This window comes from Legionella maioricensis, from assembly GCF_023618015.1.
Taxonomy (GTDB): Bacteria; Pseudomonadota; Gammaproteobacteria; order Legionellales; family Legionellaceae; genus Legionella; species Legionella maioricensis.
In genome coordinates, this window is record NZ_JAJKBJ010000003.1 from 60,011 (window position 1) to 82,197 (window position 22,187).

The following is a 22,187-nucleotide window of genomic DNA, read 5'->3' on the forward strand; positions in this document are numbered from 1 at the left end:
GTGATTTTTGGATTATACTTAACATATTTGGTTTATAAGGATATTACCTATGTATGACGATATACGTATTCCCTATCAAGCCGGAAGTTTGCCCGCCCTACAATTAGGCGAAATTATAGTCAACAGTCAATTGATTGCTGATGCGCCGGTTAATCTGGTTTTAAAATCGTTTAACCGACATGGTTTAATCGCTGGAGCTACAGGGAGTGGTAAAACGAAAACCATTCAGGTGCTAAGTGAGCAACTTTCATTAGCTGGTGTGCCTAGTTTAGTCATGGATATCAAAGGAGATGTTTCCGGATTGGCCATGCCTGGAGAGGCTACTGAGGCAATAAAAGCACGGGCCAAATCTCTAAATTTGACTTTTAGTCCTCGTGGTTTTCCGGTTGAGTTTTTAACTTTAAGTGAATCTCATGCTGGTGTGCCGCTTCGCTCCACAGTAACTGCTTTTGGCCCCTTATTATTTTCGCGTATGCTAGGAATCAATGAGACTCAAGAGGGTGCTGTGACCGTTCTTTTTGAGTACGCTAAAGAGAACAAGCTGCCTTTAATTACGTTGGCTGATGTAAGAAGTTTATTGCAGTATTTACAAACTGATGAGGGAAAGGAGAAGATAGAGGCACGTTTTGGTAGCTTAGCGTCGTCGTCAATCGGCACGATTATGCGCAAAATGTTGGAATTGGAATCTCAAGGTGGCGATGAGTTTTTTGGTGAGCCGGCTTTTGACGTAATGGATTTAATTAAAGTGAATAGTCAGGGTTTAGGCATCATCTCTATTTTGCGCTTATTAGATATGCAAGATAAGCCCAAACTATTTTCTACATTTATGCTGAAACTATTATCTGACGTTTATGCCAAAATGCCTGAATTGGGTGATCCTGACAAGCCGAAACTGGTCCTGTTTATTGATGAAGCTCATTTGATTTTTGCTAATGCAAGTAAGGCATTATTAAGCTTAATGGATACTATGGTGAAATTGATTCGGTCTAAAGGTATTGGCTTAATTTTTTGTACTCAAACTCCGAATGATATTCCTGAAAACATCCTTAGCCAATTAGGATTAAAAGTACAACATGCCCTACGTGCCTTCACGGCAAAAGACAGAAAAGCCATGAAATTGGTGGCTCAGAACTTTCCGCCGTCAACCTATTATCAGACAGAGCAATTATTAACCGCTTTAGGTATAGGTGAGGCCTTGGTCAGTGGATTAGATCGCAAGGGACAACCGACCCCCCTCATCCAATGCATGATGAGAGCGCCTGAATCCAGAATGGGGGTTTTGACTGACCAGGAGCTAGCGCAAGTTATTGCCTCATCGACTCTTTATCCCCGTTATAGCCAACGGCAAGAACGAAGTTCTGCCAAAGACATGTTAGCTGCTCAAGCCTCTGCTGAGAAAGAGTCGCAACCACCTACTAAAGGGACTCAAAAGGGCTCCAGTGAGCCGTCTATTGTTAGTGTCGTGACCAAAAACACTTTGTTTCGTCAAATTGTACGGCAATTAGTACGTGACATGACCCGTGCAGTGATGTCCGCTTTGGGCATTAAGAAGCGCTAATTGGCGTTGTTCTTAAGCCTCCGCTGGCATCATGACTCTTTAAGCAAAAATATTGTTATACGCTGCTCACATTTTAGCTTGAAAGAGCTTTCTGGGGCATTAGCACTTTCTCTTCTTTATCTTTTTTAGAGAAAAATAAAGATTTACCCTTTGATGCCTTTTTTGTCGGTATTGTTGGCGCTGCTGCTTCAGGGGTCAACCAATTAGCAATTATTTCTCTCAAGGAGGATACTTCATTTCTGAGCAATTCAGTCTCTTCGTCTTGTTTTTTAGCTTCAGCTTTTAAAAAAGACACCTCTGACTTAAGACCATCAATTTGTTCTTTCTGCTATTGCGAGGGCACATGATTCTAATACGTCGATATAGAGTAATGCCTGCTTTTCATCTGCAGCCGATTGTTTCACCCAATCTATCAAGGCTGAGTTTTTACTGCGAAGTAGCTTATTATTTTGTTGGAGCAGAGCGGCTCTTGCATCTGACAGTTGCTTACTTTCTTTGGTTAATCTAAGTTGCTCTCTTATTAATATAATCTGTTGCTCCAAAACCGATTGACTTTGTTTTAATTGTTTATTGTCTTGTCTTAATAATTCAATTTCTCTAATTAAATACTCATTTTCTTCTTGAAGACATGCATTTACTTCCTGATCGATTAATTCAGGGGTGTCTACTACGGATACGGAATCATAGTTGGGCGGTTCATCAATCAGTAAGTCATTTGTTTCTTGATTGGAAAGCATACAACAATCGCCCTTTGTTGATTACGATTTAAATCATAATGAATAAAAGCAAATAAATATACACCTGCTGAATAGGCAGTATTTTAGCCTAGAAAAGCCGGAATGATAGGAGAGCATTAGGAGGGTTAAGAATAATTGATGGTCCTCGCCCACAAGCGTCAAGCGAAGAAAAATCCAATGGTTAATTTATAGCAGTTTTCTCTGCATGCGGAGCTTGACGGTTGGGCCTTGGCCCAACCCAACCTAAGGACAGCAAGCATTTACGCGAACATAGTTCGGCGCAGATTGGCTCTTAATCCAGATTGATAGAATAAGAATAACTGCCAAGACCATCATAAGTCGTGTTGACATAGCGCATGCCATTACAGGAAGCACTAATAGATGGATGGTTCATATAAGGACCGTCTTTAATATCCAGTACGCACCAATGTTCTTGATCATAAGCAACAGTAACATGGGCATAACCTGAACGACAGAAATAAGAGTCTCTGATGATGAAACTACGTGGGCCTACTATCTGCAAAATGACATCTTGCTCACTAAAGCCACTAACAACATATATTCCTGGATGTGATTGATCACTTAAATGGAAGTAGTCTTTATAATCACAATACATTTTATTATCATTGGCATACGCATTCATCATAAAAACACTGCTTGCCGCCAGCAATATCCATTTTTTCATTTGAGAGTACCTTATTGTTGTTAGAATCAGGGCTGAATTATAGGGAAACATTGTCTATGAAACAACCATGTTGTTTCTTTTATTTCTGAAATTTTTTCATCAGTCATCAGAAAAGAACCGTTCTGGATAACGGTTGTTCAATTGGATTCCCATCATTACTTGAGATAAGTTACAATCGCTTATCTCAAATACTCAAGAACAACACCATGACTTTAGATCATTTTCTCGATAATCTTATTGGCAAAGAAGTGCAACTTGAGCCTCTAGCGGAGCGCCATTATCACTCTTTGCGTCATGCCGCGAACGACGAGCGTATTTGGTCCTACATGCCGATGAAGGCGCATGATGTTTTTTTTGATGATTGGTTTAATGACAGTTTAATAAAACATGCTCAGGGCTCGCAAATTACTTATGCAATACGACGAACCAAGGATCAAAGTATTGTTGGCAGTAGCGCCTATTATGATATTGAGACTGATCATAAACGCCTGGAGGTAGGCTATAGTTGGTTCACTCCATCAGTCTGGGGAACAAGATTAAATCACGAGTCTTTATGGTTATTGTTTCGTCAGGCATTTGAACAATGGCAATTTAATCGTATTCAAGTAGCTGCAGATCCCAATAATAAGCGTTCTTACAATACCTTAAAGAAATTAGGTGCCAAAGAAGAAGGGGTTTTACGCCAACATATGATTCACCATAATGGTTTGATCACGGATACAGTCATTTTTAGTATTTTAGCCAGCGAATGGCCTAAGTTAAAAGAAAATTTATGGAATCGCCTCTATAGACTGACTTGAAGCACTCATTGTTCTATATTGATTGTTTTGTTCTGTGTAATCAATCTTCAATCTAAATAAATTGAAATTCGTTTTTATATCATAGATATCAAGACGCTCTGTTTGCTTTAATTGTTTTGTTAGATGCAGTGATAGGGGTAAACCTATTACTTCAATCATGATTTTAAGAAACCACATGTTGGTGATGAAGTGAAGTAAATGGTCGTAATTCATTAAACCACAAAATGCAAGGGTTCCAAAAATGAAACTATCAACTGCAGAAGCAATGCAGGTTGAAGCAATAAAACGGATAGCCAGTTTATTTCCTGAATAGCGGATTTTTAACTTGGCCATTACTAATGAATTAAGCGGTTCGGCGCATAAATAGCTAATCGTGGACGCAATAATCACTCTAATATTCATAGACTGAATTTCATCAAATTTATTATTACTGAGCAAAGCATAATCCGGGCTGGGGAGATGAATCACTATCTGCCCATAGAGAATAAAAATCATATTAAATAAGAGGCCGCACCAGATGGCTCGGCGTGCTTGTTGATAGCCATATACCTCGGTAATCAAGTCAGAGAGAATAAAAGTGAGGGGAAAAATCAAGGTACCGGCATCAGTATCAAAAGAAAAAAGACGAATCAGTCGGACATCAAACCAATTGGCAAGTACGATCACCATGCTGTATGACAGAATCAAAAAACACAAAAATGACGGGGGTGGCAACGAGTCATTAATTTTTCTTACGTTCATCATCTCGGGCTTATTGGTGATACCATGTATCTCTTTGATTTTGAGTTAATGGGATTGTAGCAAGAATGAGGGCTGATTCCACTTGGTTTTTATGGCCAATCTAACTAAAGACGAAATGATATTGAATTCTCTGGAGACTAATAATGAGCGTTAATGATGATTTTTATAAACTGATGCTGGAGATGGGGGAACAATTTAAAGCGATGGGCCTGGAGTTGGAAATGCCACCCAACTCCATTAAAACTCATAACACGGAATACACTTATTTCGAGCCGGGAACCGTTTTATGGGCTGAGTTTTCCTTCGATGAGCGCTTCACTAATCCAATGAAAATGTATCAAGGAGGATTCCTGTGCGCTGCCTTGGATGATGTGTTTGGTCCTTTGACTTATATGGCTGCCAAAAAACCGGCAGTTACTGTACAAATGAATACAACCTTTATCCGTCCTTTTACGGCTAAAGATAAAAAAATAGTAATTAAAGCAGAAGTAGTTTCTCAGACTAAATCACTGCTGGTTTTGCAGGCAGAAGTAAAAACAATGGATGGAAAGTTAATTGCCATTTCTAACAACCAATCATTCATTTTAGCTAACGCTTAAATGGGGCATTAAGGACAGGTGCCCCGAAGCTCAGTTATAGAACGGATGAAGGACGTAATCGTCCAGGATACATTTTGGGGCAACGAACTATTATTCTTTGGGTAGGGCGGTTTTCTCCGGTGCTATGGACACTTTATTTCCCCGCATTTTTATTAAAGCATATCCCCCTAAAACCAGGATAACTAATAAGCCAATGGATACGAAGGGTCTGATGGCAAACCAGGCTATTGCGGTGACAATAATCCAAACACTTAATCCACAAAGAAAGGCAATAAATCCTGTGCCAAAGCCAATAATGGAGCCTAAAAATGGCAGTACATCAGCTAAAACGACCAATGGTTTCATGATTAAAGAAAATCCGCCAATCAGCATGACTAAAGAGACCAATCGCAAGATCCAAGCCCAAAGACTATTTTGTGATAGAGCTTCTGCGATCATTTGATCGGAGGAATGTTGGCCTGTTGATAATAACATGACACTTTCGCCAGCGGGTGCAAGATAAGGCTGAAGGGTATTACCCGTTTGCTGGGCGATGATGCTGACCTCTTGAGGGTAAGCCGCGGTTACGCTAATTCGCAGATCTCCAGTTTGTGGATTTTGGCTGTCTTGCCCCAGATATAATTCATTGTTGATCCAGTTGACCGGTTTATTAAACTGAGCCTTTAACGACTCTTTATTAATTGAGGCTAAATCCACAGGTTGACTGACATTGACTTGTTTAATCAGCGTTTCAGGCAGTAAAAAATCCCCTAAGGTTACCGTTTGGGCATATTGCATCTGGGACTGGATAGGCATGGATGTGGGGTTCTGATGTCCTTCCGGATTTTTGAAATTAGAACTATTAATCAGCTGTTCTGACCAGGTTTTTTCATAAGAATATGTGGTGATTCGTTTTTCAGAACCTCCTATTTGTTTCTCGGTTTTAGTTTCAGTTTTTTCCTTCCATTGATACATCTCCACTTTGCGATTGAGATTAATGGCATTTATCGTTATTCCTAACAGGGAGTCTGACAATTTATCTTTAGTCGTCGCTAGGCCACTCAAATAAACTACTTTTAGATTATTTTGATTATTAATAGGAGCGTTAGGTACTGAAATTAATACTTTTTTTGCTTGCGCCAATGATTGAGCTGTGTGCAGGCTATGTCCTTCGTTCCAGAAGACCAAGACAATTGCGCCTACAATTAAAGCCAGGCCAACTAAAATGCCGATAAAAGCATCTTTTAAACGAGTTAACCATGAGGTTGTTGTTATTTCTTCTGTCATGACGGCTCACTCCCTGAATTTGGATTTTTTGGCCAGTTATCCTCAATAATAGTACTAATTTCATGAAGCGCACTGCATTTCGTTGTTATTTGTCTTCCCCTTCCCCTCATCCCGAGGAGATTGTGACGGGGGAGCTTCTGAAATAGGCATGAGCCACATTTTGAAGATCCTTCGCTGCGCTTAGGATGACGTCTTTTAAGTCAATGGCAGTCCCCCTTTCCCATTACTATTCTCTTAGCCTCACTATTTACTTATGCGATTTTTATTTGTATCCAATTTTATTGGTAAATTAAATGTTATATCACTGTTGATCAGCGCTTGAATTTCAGGGAGGGTTATTGGTTTAGAAAAATAAAAACCTTGTATTTCATCACATCCTGCTTCTAACAAGAAATTGACCTGCATGGCATTTTCAACCCCCTCTGCAATTACTCTCATATTTAAGCTATGAGATAATTGGATCATTGCTTCCATTATTTTAATACTGTTCACATCTGATGGCAGACCATCAATAAAGGATTTATCAATTTTAACGATATCTGGCTTAAAGGTTTTTAGATATTCAAAAGAGCTGTAGCCCGCACCAAAATCATCCAGGGAAATGCTGATGCCTAACTCTTGCAATTGTTTTAAAATTTCCGCAGCCCGTTTTTTATTAGACATTAATAATGTTTCCGTTACTTCGAGTTCCAGATATTTAGGATTGAAATGGAACTCAGCGAGCAATAGATTTAATTTTTCTCTTAAGTCATATGACTTATTAAACTGACGTACCGAAAGGTTTATTGAGGTGCGGAGCGGTTTGTCGGTAAGCAACATGTCTTTAATGGCAGTACGTAATACCAGATCACTTATTTCCAAAATCAAATCAGATTGTTCGCAAACAGGAAGGAAGTGTTGTGGGCATTGGAGACCATTTTGCGGATCATGCCAGCGAATTAAGGCTTCAACACTAATAATTTTTCCCGTTTTTAAGGATATTTTGGGCTGATAATAGACTTCGAATTCCTTGTTTCGAAGCGCATTATACATTGCATTCTCTATTTTAATTTGATGTGATGACAGTCTGTGGGTCTCTGAGTCTGTAAATCGAAATAGATTGCTCCCCTCTTTTATTGCTTGGCCAAGAGCCAACTCAGCATTACTCATTAACATAAAGGTGGTAGTACCATTTTGAGGATAGCGACTAATGCCAATGTTGGTAGTTAAAAAAATATCGATACTATTTTGTACAACAGGTTTTTTAGTAATGGCAAGTAAGGCATTGGCAAAATCAGTAATCATTTTTGAGGTACGAAGTTGATGAGAAAGAAAACCAATAATATTGGGTTGAACTACCGCAATCATGTCTATAGTCGATAATGAAATGCTTGAATAAGCTTTGGCAAGATACTGCAGAAGTTTATTACCAATTTCATATCCCAAAGTATTGTTGATTAGTTGTAAATTATTAATGTGTAACTTAATAACAACAATTGACTTATAATTACTGTCGATCATTTGTTGTAATCTTTTAATAAAGGCGTTGCGATTGTGAAGCCCCGTTAAGACATCATAGTTTGATATGTATTCAAGTTGATTTATGAGGATATTATTTTGAATGTATTGGCTCAAATTTACAGTTAATTTCATTAATATTTTATAAATTTCAATATCCAGATTTGATATTTGTTTATTATAAAAATTCATAACCCCAATATTCTTATCAGGCAATAACAGCGGAATGCCAATAACCTCTTTAAAAATTAGATCTTGCCCATTTTGTTGCCCATAAATGTTCGTAAGATGCGAAGCATGAGTGCTGTACTGAATAGTATTTTGCAAAAAACACGGTACCTGAAAGTAAGAGTGATTTTCTTCTGAAACATGTATTGGGGGATGGATTAAATGATGACTTGGCGACTCCTCTTTAGACCAAGTGGCTATGCAGTTGAGATCATTAGACTTTTCATCAAATAGCCAGAGCTCTCCCATGTCATAATTTATCGCTAAGCCAATTGATTTCAGTGTATTTCGAGCAAATACTTTAATATCATTGGTTTCACTCAAATTTTTATTTAAATTTTTCAGCAATTCCTCCTGAAGCAATGCATTATGTTGGGCTGTTATGTCAGTTGCAATGCCCAGTACCCCCTCTAATCGTCCATCATTGTTTTTTAATTGAAAGAGTTGATCAGAAATATGGACGATTGCCCCATCTGCCCGTATGATTTTATATTCTATCTTTATTCTGGGTATACCATTTTTAATTTGATTTAAAGCCGCAATTACCGTTGGCCGATCTTCAGGACTTATTGCATTTAACCAGGTATGCAGATCCTGATTAAACAATTGGCTGGCTCTTCCCCAAATATGTTCATAGGCTGGACTCACATAAGTGATTTTATTTAGCCTGAAGGATAAACGCCAAAGTACCGCATTGATATTCTCGGTAAATTCGCTAAATAACTGTTCTCTTTTTTCTAGGGCATATTTGAGTTTATTTGATTTTGATTCAAAATTTCCCAAGATTAGAGTAACAATAAAAATAATAATACTGGTCACAATAAGGAAGAATATAGAAGCGAGCACCCCATTAAACGATGCTCCGTAAAGGTCATGTTTTGCCCCGCGCCCTATAAGCGCAAGGATAATAATTGATGAAATATAAATCGCGGGTAATACGTGTCGAGCAAAGCGGCCACTGAGGCTATTGCCTAGTAATATGGCGCCGATGCCTATTGTAGGTCTTGCAAAGAATAATCCGGCCACTATCAAAAGCATGGCTATTACTGTATGAATTGCTAGATAAAGATAAGATATTAATACGTAATGAATTTGCACATTGGCAACATATAATAAAAAGCTGAACATGCTCAAGAAAAAAATTAGAACAACGAAAATCTGATAAATCCATGGCCTTATTTTTTTTGTATCTAGCAAATAAAGTGCAATACTTATAAAAACAAAATTTAAGGCTGTATTAAAGGCCATGCGTCCTGGAAAATATAGCGCGTCAAACGGAGTATCAATGAATAACAATTGATCGATGCCCAGATCAACTTGAAATAGATATTCAATTAAAGTTAACAAACTGATGGTCAGTATAACTGTTGTGCTTATGCGCGCTAAATAACGAGATTGTCGACTCGTCTGGTTATCACGCAATAACCAGATTGCTACGCCACTCAAAAGAATACAAATTGCCGCATTGCATTTCATTGAAATCCAGTGCGGGGAAATACTTTTTAATAAAGGAACGTTAAAAATCCAGCCAGTTAAGCCTATGGAGCCGATTAATATAATACAAAAGGAGAGAGTCACGGTTATGGAGCGACATGTGTGAGAAGAAAGAATGAGCTTTGTCATACCATTTCCTAGACTTTTCCAGAGCTGATTCGATGTTGACCAAAATCATGATGTGCAAGCTCAATTGTCAACAGATGGCGGCCTGTTCGACAATTAATTAAATCATCTTACAGATCCCTCATCTCTGTTAGCAGTATAGTATACGGTAGTATTTTCAGCTAATTTCCTATTAACAAATAAAATAACCTTTTGATTGTATAAAACAAAATATGACCTCAAGGCGGTTTTCAGATTATTTTACCTAGTATAATTTCATCTAATGTTTATACTTAAAACAAGGGCTATCACTTGGGATGCTATAAAGGGCTAAAGGGCTAAAGGGCTAAAGGGCTAAAGGGCTAAAGGGATGAAAAATAAATTGGGACAAGCAAGAGAAATAGCCAAATGCTTAACGGGCATTCATGGGTTTGATGACATTACTCATGGAGGTATCCCACAAAACCGATCTACTTTAGTAGTTGGTTCTGCTGGAACAGGTAAAACCCTTTTTGGCATGCAGTTTCTTTTTCAAGGTGCGGTGAATAAAGAACCCGGTTTATTTATTGCTTTTGAAGAAACCGAATCTGATTTGGTTAAGAATTGCATGTCATTAGGATTTAATTTGCAAGAGCTAATGGATAAGCAGCAAATTATCCTCCATCATATTGACATTGATCGTTCCAAGTTTGATGTATCTGGAGAATACAATCTTCAGGGGTTATTTATCCAGATAGGTTATGCCATCGAGAAATATAAAATAAAACGCATTGTAATCGATACAATAGAGGTATTATTTAGTCAATTATCTGATGACATAATTATTCGCTCGGAATTACAGCGCCTGTTTCAATGGTTAAGTTCGAAAAAAGTCACCGCTGTAATAACGGGCGAACAGGGGCAGCATACGCTCACTCGTTATGGGTTGGAAGAGTATGTGGCTGATTGTGTTATTTTTCTTAATAATCGAGTTAGTAATGAATTATCAACTCGATATTTGCGTATCCTTAAATATCGTGGTTCAGGACATGGTTCCAATGAATATCCATTTATCATTGATAAAAAAGGCTTGGCACTTACCCCAATAACTTCCCTCTCCCTGGATTATCCTGTTTCCCACAAGTTTATTTCGACTGGCATCGGGGATCTAGATGAAGTATTAAATGGTAAAGGTTATTATCAAGGGGGGAGTATTCTTATTAATGGGGTTGCTGGAGCAGGTAAATCAAGCTTTGCTGCTGCATTTGCCGAAAGTCATTGTATTAATGGAAAAAAATGTATTTATTTTGCCTTTGAAGAGTCTGCAGAACAAATAATTCGTAATATGAGTTCGATTAATATTCGTCTGAAACCATGGGTGAAAAAAGGAAACCTGGTATTCCATTCTGTCAGACCCAGTGTGTATGGTTTGGAGTCTCATCTGATTAAGATGGTGCAATTGATTGAGGAGTTTAAACCAGAAGCCGTAGTCATTGATCCGATATCGAATCTTGGGCTTATAGGCTCTCCTCTTAGTGTTAAATTAATGCTGGCTCGTTTAATAAATTATCTCAAATTTAAACAAATCACTACTATTATGACTAGTTTATTACAAGATAATGCGGATATTGGGCAACAAGGTGTCTCATCATTGATGGATACCTGGCTTTTGCTAAAGAGCGTTGAGTTTGAGTTAGAACAAAGTACTTTGCTGGTTATTAAAAAATCACGGGGGATGCCCCATTCTCGGCAAATGCGAGAAGTCATTTTGAGCAGTAAAGGAATTTCTCTGCAAGATGTTTATACCGGGGCTGGGAAAATTGTGGTGGGTTCTACCCGTGTTGTTCAAGCCATGCAGGAGCAAATAGAACAAATTCAAAACAATGAAAAGTTTAACGAAAAATTGCGTACTCTTAAAGATGAAAAGATAATGATTGAATCAGAAATTAAACAACTAAATAAAAAGTTGGTAGCTTTGAAGGGCGATGAGAAATCATTATTAAGTGAAAAGAAAAAAATTAAGCAGATAACGGTTAGCGGTATTAAACAAATTACTCAAATCAGATCGCCCAAACCTGTTACCTCTGTAAACAGTGAGGATGACAATGAATAAAGGAAAAACAAAAAATTCAAAATTAAAGAAAAAATCTGCTGTTTCTGGCAAGGAGAAATGGGTATTTAATCTTTATATCGCCGGCGGTACACCTCATTGCATGTTAACCCTGGATAATTTAAAAAAATTCTGTAACGAGTATCTTCCAGACAGTTACGCTATAGAAGTTATTGATCTTCTCCAGCATCCTGAATACGCGCAATCTGCTGAAATTATTGCAATCCCAACGGTTATTAAATTTAAACCAGATCCTGTGCGATACATTATTGGTGATTTTTCCAATTCGAAATTGATGTTAATGAAACTTGGGCTAGACATGAACCCAAAGACAATAGAGGCATCAAATAAGTCAGAACAGCCATTTCCCCCCTTTCAGTAGGTACCCTCAGGAATAACATAAAGAAAAGATTGCTTAATGATGTCCCATCACATTGGAATCAAACCTGCGGTAAAATGAATAAGTAGCAAAATTTAGCATTTCCTTATCACCCTCACTGTCTCCGTATGCGTAAATAATTGCATCAAATTCTGGCAGAATTTGTTTGATCCTATTCACTTTTTCAGGCCCATAGCAGGATATACCTTTTAATTTTCCAGTTAAGTTACCTCGCCCATCACAAGCGATTTCCGTGCAAAGCACCTCGGCGAAACCATGAAAATCCCCCCACGCTTTGATGTATAAATCATAAGCAGCGGTAGCCAAAATACATGGATGGGCGTTTTCCTGATGTTCTTTAAGTTTTAACATAGCTTCAGTCCGTATATATCTAGGAAGTTTATTTAAAGCAAAATCACGTCCTATTGCATAGAGATGTTCTTTTGATTTTCCCTTGAAAAAAAAATGACATAACCAATTGTTTAATTGATCTATTGAGATTATTTTTGTGAGATAAAGAAACAAAATAGGGAGTAATATTGGGAGCATTAAATAAAAACGGCGAGGATCTGTATAGTGAAGAAATGAAAGGGTGGTGTTTTTGGAGGTCAGCGTTCCATCGAAGTCAAAAACGGCTACAGCCTTTTTTCCTTTGGCAATCATAGTAAACCCATCCTCAAATAAATTCTCTTAAATAATCAAGAGACATATTTTCTGCTCAGTATGCAATTCGCGACATTTAACGGTCTTGATGATAAATTTATGATTCAATTATGGACAATAATTTCAAATAAAGCTATTTGTGACCTAAAAAAACTTATTGACTATGGCTTTAGAAAGACATTTTTTACACTTTAATACAGTGAAGGTAAAAATGAGATATATTGAAGTTGAGTAGGTTAACTCATGACTAATTCATGTTGTTCTTCGAAGTCCTGCACCTCATCGGAAGTTTTTTGCATCCGCTGTCTAAACATGAGCATGTTTCTTCTGCCCTTGGTATTCCATTCCTCCGCTAAACTTCTCTTTGGTTCCTCATCCGTTTGGCCAGCACTAGCCTCAACACCAGCTTCAATTGGTAATGAACATTCTTCGGTAATACTTGATGCAGCAAATAAACCAAAGCGTTTGGTGAGCTCATTAATTCTAGGTTTATTGTTTACCGCATCGCTTAAGCTATAAAAAAGAGCCTTTCGGGTTGGCGTATAAAGATGAAGGATTTCTAATAAAGAAATCAAACACTGTTTGAGATAGGTAAAACTAAAATAACTTTCATGTTTGTGAGCCAGTATTATTCGTTCAAAATTGGGGTTTCTGACATGGAGTTTTATTTGTTCGAAACGAGTATCAATGCTTAGTTCTTCATTTTCTGCAATTCCAATAAGTCTATTAATACAGTCGGACTTTCTTTCTAAAGTATCGTCGCTTTCAAAGACAGAGGTACCATTTTCAATGGCTGAATTAGAGAGACTAAAGTAATTTTTGAATTGGGCTAGAGCAACGCGTACCGTATCGAGGTGATAATGTTGAGCAAAATTCTCTTTTTCGAAAAGACTAATTTTTTCTTTCAGTAAATTTCTGATCGTTAGATTAATATCTTCAGCAGTTCGCGATTCATTAATAATCTGTTCTTTGAAGGTAAGTAAATACGCTTTAAGTTTTTTGCGATATTCTTTATCAGTATATTGCAAGCCTATATGACGGTTACATAAGGCTTCTAAGTGTTTATTAAATGATTCTTTGGTGTATTCCTCTACAAAAAGAAGGTCGTCTTGTTCTTGTTCTGTTTTTACCTTGTTGAGATAAGTTAATTTTTCTGTAGCAGTATTTAACTGCATTTGATAAGTAGCTTTTACCCCTAAATAGTAATGATGACAAGACGCGACTACGGCTTTGATTTGCGTTAATTTAGGTTCGTATTTAGAGACTTCTGAATTAAGTAAGTCATCCAATTGGTAGTCCGTTGCCTTTTTACTCGCTTGTATGTCAATTTTTTTCTGGAGTTTAACCAATTTGGGTAAAGCTTTTTTATAAGTTTCAACTAATTCGGCTCGAGTTAGATTTAAAATTAAATCAGATGTGGGCAAAAGGCCGCCATTAAAATTTTCGTATTTGGTGATAAGTTCATATAGATGTTCTACATGTTTATAATTTTTTTCCAGTTTAGCAATATGCAGGGTTGCACTATCAATCTTTTTATTGGTTATGGATATTCTTTTTTCTATAGGGGCTTTATCACAAATCAGGGCAATATGAGTTGCAGAATTCAAACTAAGAGGGTGAAGTAAGCCTTTATAATATTCATCGGTTATTTTTTTTAGCGTCTCAGATAAAGTGCCTGGCTTTAATCCTAATTTATCTTCCCATAAATCAGCTTCAAGAAGCATGGGTGTAATAAATTCAGCTCTAAACTTATCTAAATTATCCATCATCGTATCATGAGAGGTACTGACGAATTCATTGAGTTTATTGGTGAGGTCTCGGTACAACCGATACATATTCGGTGTTTGTAAGAACAATTTAAAATAGGAGTTCGAGTTGCTAATTATTTTTTCTATTCTTACTGCTGATTTTTTGGCACACACATGTAACTCATCAAGTTCTTCGGTAGTGAGATAATTACTATTGTTTAAGGCTCTGATGTGTTTGGGAATGATAAAAAAAGCATTAAGAGTATACCACAGGCCACTATATTGTACTGTTCCTTCGGTAGGTACTTCATCAGGCGAAACCTGATAGGGATCGCTGTGCTCCTGGATGGTTGCAAAAATAGTTTGTGCTTTTTCCAATAACTCACGGCCTATGAGTCCAAAATGGGGGTCAGCAGCCAGTCCCTCGGCTAACTCCTTGATTTCATTAATGTGCCCATAGGCTTGTAATAGATGATAAACATATTCACTTTCGTATTGACGATTAGTTAGATCTTCTAATTCGCGAACGATGCCTTCAATATGATAAACCGCATTGAATATTCTTTTTATCGCCACCACCTGTTTACTTTGACTCAGGGTCTGATTTTTATCTTCTAATTCAGGAAAAGGGATGGCGTTGATTTCATCGTTTATAAATTTATTAAATGCCTCAATAAATTCTTCGACAGGGGTTACAGGCTTTTGGTAAAGAGGGACATTTTGCTTGGGCGTTAACTCTGCCCGCATTGCGTCGTTAAATGTTGCTGTCATTTCAAGCAAAGTAGTTCTAAATTCCCTGATAAATTTAGAATATTTAGTATGGGGAATTAAATGATACGCTCTATTTTCCGTATTGGTTTCGGGTTCCAGTGGGGAGGCTTCATTTTCACTTTCAAATTTTTCTCTTGCACATCTTAAATAAGCGCGACTTTTTTTATTCCAATTTATATCAATCTGAGTAAAGTACACTTGAAAATATTCATTCATTTCCGCAAACAGGTTTACCGGAGGAGCCTGGGTAGGAGATACCTTATTTGACAAGGAATGAACCAGATAACTATCAAAAACTAATGCCGCGGCTCGACGCTCTTTGGGCATTCCATTAATGAAGTAGGGTTGAAAGAGGTTATATAAATTGCGACATTGGGCTTTTGTTGCCTGATTAAGATTATTGATATGAAGAACATCACCGCGAGTTTGCGGATGTCTTTTTAACAAAGCAATAAATTCATTATAGGCATTTCTGGCGATCATAAATTTACTGTGCTTGTTTCTATACCATTGGTATAAATCAAGAGCGTGATCGGCACTTAACTGTTCTGGATTCACCAGTAAATTATGTTCGTCTTCTTTTTTAAATTGTAATAGTGAGGTCGGTTCATCTGCTATTTTTTTAGCGATTAAGCGCTCTAAATTATCTTTTTTCTCTAAAATGAAACCAACATGCTCTTCGGGAGTCTTATTTTTTATCCAGGGCCATGGTTTGGATAGAAAAGAAGCCCAACTTTGTGGACGAAAAAGAATCTGAGTGACCAATTCATTGAACTCCGGATCAACTTGTGTGATATAAGGTCTAAGAAGTTCATAATGCTTAATGAGTTGATCTTTGGTTTCTTTAGGCAATTCATATATTGCAGCAGTTCTATATCGTGGTTCATTGAGTACCCGATAAAAGTCTGCTAAAGCTTTTTGTGCTTTTTTATGTAGCAACAAAGAGTTTAAATTAAGGGCGGTTGATTCATCAATAGTAAAGATATTTGCTTTATCGCTGTAGGGGAATAAAACCAAATTTGTTTGTTTTTGAACGGAATCAATCAAATCCCTATTCAAAGCGATATGAAATTCCTGGGTAGCTATTTTTTTAGAGATTAAATCCTGTACCGCACTTTTCTTTTCCAAAACGAAACTTACGTGGTCTGCAGGGCGCTCGCCTTTTAACCAACGCCATTGTTTGGATAGATAAGAGGCCACATCTTCTTCTCCAAGGTCCTGGAGATTTCGAATGATGAGGTTATTAAAATCCCCATCAATGTGCATCATATAAGGTTTAATAACCTTATAATGTTCAATCAGCTGATTTTTGGTTTCTTGAGGGAGTTGACTAAGTGTCATATCCCTAAACTGGGGATCATCAAGGATCAGATAAAAATCAGTCAAAGCGTCTTGAGCTTTATTAATTTTAAACAGCGCTTTATTCGCTCTATCAATTCGCTTGAACGTGCCCTCTAATCTTAAAGCAAGAAAACGAGAGTCTTCTATGCTAAGTAATTCTTCGCCTTTTTCCTGAAAATTAACCGGCTTGGATGCATAATAGATCAATAAGTCATACAGAGGTTTTACTTTCTCCATCAAGGGAGCAGAAAATGTGCCAGGCTTTAGCATGGCATTGTCTTCAATTTTATCAACCAGGCCAAATAATTCAGGTAACACAGAATATTTTAACAGAGCTAAGTTATCACGAATGACATCTTGAGATGAGTCACTTAAATTCCCCATTTGCTCTAAGGAACTCATCGATAAGGTAATAATATTGCGGATAATGTGAATGTATTTTAAAACTTTAAATGAGAGGAACAGCCTGTTGCCCTTTAAATTTTCCAAATCATTTAATAGCTTAAAAGCGGCATCTTGCAACTCTTCTATTTTTTCTTTACTGAGCGGCTCTTTTTCTATGATTTGAGAGGAGTACTTTGAGATGTATTGGGTTACTTTGTCTATGTATCCCGGCAAATCAGCACTGAATTGAGTTAGAAAATTATAATCCAAATCGCCGCTGTTGGGCTGCATTTGTTCTATAGCAACCCCGGTAATTTCTCCGGCTTTATAACTGATTGGAAATTCTTTATATTTCTCGGCTATTTCTTGTGTTGTTGTTGATTGCCTTTTTATGAACGCTTGAAAGTCATTAATATAAGGAAGAATGAGGGAAAATTCTTCACTAAACATGTCCTTAATATCAACATCTAAATGGGTTAATAAATAACTGGCTTCATAAGCTTCATGGATTGTTTTGCCATACAGTAATTGCAAATCAGCCGTAGTACGTGACGGATTTCTTAAATCAACATTTTCCAGATCTACAAAAGTTAAGTGAGCATGATATAGGGCATTGATGACTTTCTTAATTTGAGAAATATTATCCGGATCCAGACTGAAATCAGTGAACGGAACCCCTTCTTTATTTCTATTGGCGAAATAGGGAGCGATTCGAGGATTAAACTTAGGGCTGTCTAAGGTCTCAAAAATTTTTGCGTTAACTGTTTCTATTATCTTGGAGATCTGGTTTTTTTTAAATGATTCAACTAGTTCTATATATTCGGAAACATATCCTGATGCTAGAATGTATTCTAAAATATATTTTGAAAAAAATTCTGAAATCATCAAATTACCAAAAGCATTAAGTGCCGTTTATTTTAATAGAACTTTATTAAGTTAATATTAACATATCAATTTTAATAAGCTAATTGCTAGAATATTTTTTAAATTGTCGAGATTTTGAGTGTTTTGGGTTAATGCTTGATTGGATTCTACTTCAATACCGACGTATGCCTCACTTGGATAAATTTTCCTCATCATGCTCGTGAAACCATCGCTCACTCCTTTATAAGGGTAGTTCATCCTGATTTTGTATTCGGGGGGGTGTTTTTGAATTTCCTTTTTCCACTGTCTGGCCAGCGTTTTTTCCGGGGGGCGCTGAGGATCGTACAGAAATCCTATATCTGCATTACGGACAATGTCGTGCAACACCGGAGTAAAGCTATGAATAGACAAATGCCATACTTGTGATCCTTGTTCAATATGTTTTTTGATCGAGGCCATGACCTGTTGGCGATAGGGCCAATAGTAAAGGTTCAGGATTTTTTGCTTCTCTTCAGGAGGTAAACTTCGAGTCACTTCAGAGAAACAGCGAGGATGACTCATACTTTTGTTGCAGTCCACGAGAAGTCTTGTGGTCGTGGCCTGGATAAAATCACAAGAAACCTGTTTTGCTAGATGTTCTGCTATGGTTAAAGCGCCAAAGTCAATTCCTCGATGGCTGGCTAAAAGATCTTTAAATGGAACAAATAAAGATTGGTACGGTGTCGGGATGCTATCAACTGCATGCTCGCAACTCACAACTAAAGCTATTTTTTTCATCATGGCATAAATTGCTGATTGGAAATAAGGCAATGGGCCAGTTGATGGTATACTTTGGGTAACAAATTTTTATCCATATCTTTACCGATAGCGTGCAAAATACGTTCGCTTAAATTTCCCTGGCTTAATATAAGTTCTAGAGCCAACTGTTGTTTTTGCCCCAATTCAGAACTGACTTTTTCTATTAACTGCGACCACACCTCTCTAAGGGTTAGCGCTCGATGAGGTAATTGCCATTGCGTCATCAATTCTCTGTCATCTACAGTTACAGCCAGTCCTTTTTCTATGCTTTGATCAAATACCTGTTTTAAACGTTGTGTGTCACAGGGATGATGAAGGTAATAGCTCGAGGAGCTTTGCCAATGTTTTAAAATAGCATTAATCGCTGTTGCTATGGCAATATCAGCCTCTACACATTCCTGACTGTCTAAAATCCGAATTTCTATGGCTTTATGATCAAATTTGGGGATTGCAGCTCGTGAATTTAACCATTGATATTGTAATATTTTATCTGGATCAAAAGGACTAATATCTTGGTACATAGGTGCTAGAATTTTTTCTTGGTATTCCTCTTCGGTTCTAATGAATTCAGGAATAATGTCACCACTAATTGAGGGAATGCGCAGTTGGTTCCGGCAATAAAAATATAATCGTGAATCCAATAAACCAGTGGCTTTTCCATCAAGTAAGGGAGAGCTTGCGGCAAGGGCTGGCAATAAGGGCAGAATCAGCCGAATAATATTATGTAATTGACAAAACTCTTCCTGATTGGAGTAGGGCAGATTGACGTGCATGCTCTGTAAGTTCGCCCAGCCGTGGCCTTGGCAGTTAAATATAGCATCAAATTGCTTATAGATGGCATGACTACCATGTGGCCAGCGCATGGTTTCACTATGGGGGTTCATCCAGGGATGCGCGCCAGTGGGTAATAATAATAAGTTGTGTTGGGCAAGAAGGGGTTGTAATTGCAAAATAGTATTTTGAAATGATTCGCTAATGGGGGTGTTAGGGGGCTTGGGACCATTATTTTTTAATTCCAGGACATGCATCACCAGTTCATTACTGATGGCGATGTCTCCTAGTTCTACTTGATTAACGAGCTGACCGGCTAAAGCGCTTAAAATCACGTCGCTTTTAGGTTGTACATTTAAACTGTTTTTATCAACCAGCATGTATTCTATTTCTATACCCAGAACTGAAAAAATAGGGAAGTTAGACATAACCATGTTTCCTGCGAATACGTTGTAAAAAGACATTCATAATTTGCTGGTATAAATTCTCACCCAGAATTTGATCTTCGAGTCCATTATCTATATTAGGATTGTCATTGACTTCGATGACATAATGTTTATCGCCATGACTTTTGATATCGACACCATATAAGCCATCACCAATCAAGCGAGTGCTTTTTAAAGCAATTTTAAGGATAGCTTCTGGTACGACATGGATGGGGAGGGTTTCATGATCTCCTTCCTTTTGTTCCTGGGTTCCATGCCAATCATAGATCTGCCAATGGCCTTTTGCCATAAAATACCGGCAGGCAAAAAGGGGTTTATTATCCAGAATGCCGATTCGCCAATCGAACTCAGTAGGAATAAACGGTTGGATCACCACCAAGTCAGAGGTCTTGAAAAATTGGCTTAGTGATTTTTGTAACGATTTTTCATCGTCAATTTTAACGACGCCATGAGAAAAAGCACTGTCTGGTTTTTTCAAAACACAGGGAAATTCTATTTTAGGTAATTTTTCGTCGTATTTACTGATAAATATGGTGTCAGGAGTCATGATTTGATGACTACTCAGCAGTTCTGCAAGGTATACTTTATTGGAGCATTTAATGATTGACTGAGGATCATCGATAACCACCAGATTTTCCTGGGCAGCACGCCGGGATAGGCGATAAGTATAATGGTTTACTGAGGTAGTAGCTCTTATAAATAAAGCGTCATATTCTGCAATCGATTTGCTTTCATTTTTATCAATGATATCAACATTTAATCCTAACTCTTCGCCGCAGGAAACAAAAAGCTCTAATGCTTTCTTATTTGAAGGGGCATTAGGCTCCGTCGGATCCACGAGAATGGCCAGATCATGAAAACGTTGTTTTTTGCGCCATTGGTGCACTCTTTTTTTTGATAAGTAGTTCTCAGCTGCTTCACGCATAAATTCCAGATGTTGTACTGGAACATCACCCAGAGATAATGGGGTTAACGATTTAATTCGCCATTGCTTTTTCTTTTCCAGGGTAAAACGAATCAACGGCAGTGGAAATAGGCCATGTAATTGTTTCGCTAATGTGGCGTAGCGTTTCGCCATATTTTGGCCAAAATACAAACTTAAGATAAATTCATTACCTTTAATATCGTGTAAGCTATGCTGAATTTCTTCGTGAGTATCTTGTGAGATTAATTTGGACAGACTGACATTCAAAACGTCCTGAATACTGTGCACAGAAGGCAGTGCTTTATGATCACGCGCCTGAGCCAATAAGGACACGTAATAACCTATAGTTTGGTAATTATATGATTGGCAAAGATTAATGACTCGGAATGATTTGCTTTGGTGGTATTCATCACCACTTAAGTATTCAAGGGCATGTACTATTGGAGCAAGCTCACTTAAAAACGACCAACTCTTAAGATTATCAGTGACTATAACTGTTTGCATTTATCTCTCTTTGGGTTCGATGATGAGTAAATTCGCGTCATAAGTTAGTACACCAAGCATTATCGAGTTAATCAAGCGATTTATACTTACTTTATAATAATTATTATGAAAAAGTGGATTCTTCGCGTGGGGATCAGCAATAACGACGAGTCGTTTTTTTTGATCGTAACCACAAAGTACAACAAAATGTCCACATGGTGTACCACGAATATCATCGTAAACTGATTTACCTTCTGGAGTAAAGTATTCTCGCGAACTACGATATAAATAAGTGGCGCTCAGGGCAGTTAGAATGGGGATCCCTCGTTTAAAATATTTTTTTAATAAATCCACATTCAGTGAGTTCATGCTGATTTTGCCGTCTAATTTTAAATAATCCAGATAGGCCAAAGTTTCCTTTACCATATAAGGATCATTTTTGTATTCCATTTGGGTGTTGAGTTTTTCTATTAGAAATTGATTGTCGGCTTCGCCGTGGTGAAACCAAGTAGGGTCAAATAGATTTAAATTGTAAATATAAATACGAGTTTGAAAACCATTTTGTAAGGCATGTTTTGCTAGCATGGGGGTTAATGTGCCGCCAGAAAGAGATCGATCAATGCCCTGGATGATTTCGTCTAAAGGGATATCGACCCCATAAAATTTATAGATGGCATGCAAACTGGTTGGGCCACAACTTTCATCATCAGGCTGCGTTTGGATTATTAGATCTATCATATATTTGGGCCTCAGGGCGGTGAAAATAAAATCTCACCATGATTTTAAATTAGACTTGCTTGAATACTTTGTCAAAT

General features: G+C 37.5%; 17 protein-coding genes. 5 read left to right on the forward strand and 12 right to left on the reverse strand.

What is annotated here, in order from left to right:
• The first annotated feature begins 49 nt into the window (after window positions 1-49).
• Complete coding sequence (locus LOX96_RS03940) at window positions 50-1,558, forward strand: helicase HerA-like domain-containing protein (RefSeq protein WP_250419597.1); 1,509 nt, start codon at window positions 50-52, stop codon at window positions 1,556-1,558.
• Between the two features lie 73 nt (window positions 1,559-1,631).
• On the opposite strand, the gene LOX96_RS03945 is transcribed toward LOX96_RS03940, so the two are convergent.
• The 3 genes from LOX96_RS03945 to LOX96_RS03955 form a co-directional block, all read right to left on the reverse strand.
• Complete coding sequence (locus LOX96_RS03945) at window positions 1,632-1,853, reverse strand: hypothetical protein (protein WP_250419594.1); 222 nt, start codon at window positions 1,851-1,853, stop codon at window positions 1,632-1,634.
• A gap of 16 nt (window positions 1,854-1,869) precedes the next feature.
• Complete coding sequence (locus tag LOX96_RS03950; RefSeq protein WP_250419591.1) at window positions 1,870-2,295, reverse strand: hypothetical protein; 426 nt, start codon at window positions 2,293-2,295, stop codon at window positions 1,870-1,872.
• 292 nt (window positions 2,296-2,587) lie between these two features.
• Window positions 2,588-2,980 (reverse strand): hypothetical protein, encoded by a 393-nt coding sequence (locus tag LOX96_RS03955; protein ID WP_250419589.1) that lies wholly within the window; start codon window positions 2,978-2,980, stop codon window positions 2,588-2,590.
• A gap of 206 nt (window positions 2,981-3,186) precedes the next feature.
• Here LOX96_RS03955 and LOX96_RS03960 point away from each other — a divergent pair, with 206 nt between their 5' ends.
• Window positions 3,187-3,780, forward strand: coding sequence for a GNAT family N-acetyltransferase (locus tag LOX96_RS03960; protein ID WP_250419586.1), 594 nt, complete (start codon window positions 3,187-3,189; stop codon window positions 3,778-3,780).
• Here the strand turns inward: LOX96_RS03960 and LOX96_RS03965 are convergent.
• Window positions 3,751-4,524: a queuosine precursor transporter gene (locus LOX96_RS03965; protein ID WP_250419583.1), complete on the reverse strand. Its 774-nt coding sequence runs from the start codon at window positions 4,522-4,524 to the stop codon at window positions 3,751-3,753. The two genes, LOX96_RS03960 and LOX96_RS03965, sit on opposite strands and share 30 nt — an antisense overlap.
• Before the next feature lie 140 nt (window positions 4,525-4,664).
• On the opposite strand from LOX96_RS03965, the gene LOX96_RS03970 reads away from it, so the two are divergent.
• On the forward strand, window positions 4,665-5,120 hold the full coding sequence (locus tag LOX96_RS03970) for a PaaI family thioesterase (protein ID WP_250419581.1): 456 nt from the start codon (window positions 4,665-4,667) through the stop codon (window positions 5,118-5,120).
• Window positions 5,121-5,210: 90 nt separating this feature from the next.
• On the opposite strand, the gene LOX96_RS03975 is transcribed toward LOX96_RS03970, so the two are convergent.
• Both LOX96_RS03975 and LOX96_RS03980 read right to left on the reverse strand, forming a co-directional pair.
• Window positions 5,211-6,386: a TMEM43 family protein gene (locus LOX96_RS03975; protein WP_250419578.1), complete on the reverse strand. Its 1,176-nt coding sequence runs from the start codon at window positions 6,384-6,386 to the stop codon at window positions 5,211-5,213.
• Between the two features lie 243 nt (window positions 6,387-6,629).
• The gene (locus LOX96_RS03980; protein WP_250419576.1) at window positions 6,630-9,734 is read right to left on the reverse strand and encodes a bifunctional diguanylate cyclase/phosphodiesterase; all 3,105 of its coding nucleotides are present in this window, start codon (window positions 9,732-9,734) and stop codon (window positions 6,630-6,632) included.
• A 346-nt stretch (window positions 9,735-10,080) separates the two neighbouring features.
• On the opposite strand from LOX96_RS03980, the gene kaiC reads away from it, so the two are divergent.
• Together kaiC and LOX96_RS03990 are read left to right on the forward strand one after the other, a co-directional pair.
• Complete coding sequence (kaiC, locus tag LOX96_RS03985) at window positions 10,081-11,802, forward strand: circadian clock protein KaiC (RefSeq protein ID WP_250419574.1); 1,722 nt, start codon at window positions 10,081-10,083, stop codon at window positions 11,800-11,802.
• Window positions 11,795-12,181, forward strand: a complete 387-nt coding sequence (locus tag LOX96_RS03990; protein WP_250419571.1) for a circadian clock KaiB family protein — start codon at window positions 11,795-11,797, stop codon at window positions 12,179-12,181. The genes kaiC and LOX96_RS03990 overlap by 8 nt, the downstream gene beginning before the upstream one ends.
• Before the next feature lie 33 nt (window positions 12,182-12,214).
• Here the strand turns inward: LOX96_RS03990 and LOX96_RS03995 are convergent, their stop codons facing one another.
• From LOX96_RS03995 to LOX96_RS04020, 6 genes are all read right to left on the reverse strand, one after another.
• Window positions 12,215-12,841, reverse strand: coding sequence for an HAD-IB family hydrolase (locus LOX96_RS03995; RefSeq protein ID WP_250419569.1), 627 nt, complete (start codon window positions 12,839-12,841; stop codon window positions 12,215-12,217).
• Window positions 12,842-13,077: 236 nt separating this feature from the next.
• Window positions 13,078-17,970, reverse strand: a complete 4,893-nt coding sequence (locus tag LOX96_RS04000; protein ID WP_284498305.1) for a protein SdhA — start codon at window positions 17,968-17,970, stop codon at window positions 13,078-13,080.
• Between the two features lie 57 nt (window positions 17,971-18,027).
• Window positions 18,028-18,729, reverse strand: a complete 702-nt coding sequence (locus LOX96_RS04005; RefSeq protein ID WP_250419566.1) for an N-formylglutamate amidohydrolase — start codon at window positions 18,727-18,729, stop codon at window positions 18,028-18,030.
• Entirely contained in the window at window positions 18,726-19,946 is a 1,221-nt protein-coding gene (locus tag LOX96_RS04010; protein WP_250419563.1) for a glutamate-cysteine ligase family protein, read from the reverse strand. Before LOX96_RS04010 ends, LOX96_RS04005 begins: the two co-directional genes overlap by 4 nt.
• A complete protein-coding gene (locus LOX96_RS04015) occupies window positions 19,939-21,393 on the reverse strand; it encodes a RimK family ATP-grasp domain-containing protein (RefSeq protein WP_250419560.1) in 1,455 nt (484 codons plus the stop codon). Before LOX96_RS04015 ends, LOX96_RS04010 begins: the two co-directional genes overlap by 8 nt.
• Window positions 21,394-22,110, reverse strand: coding sequence for a C39 family peptidase (locus LOX96_RS04020; protein WP_250419557.1), 717 nt, complete (start codon window positions 22,108-22,110; stop codon window positions 21,394-21,396).
• Between the last annotated feature and the right edge of the window lie 77 nt (window positions 22,111-22,187).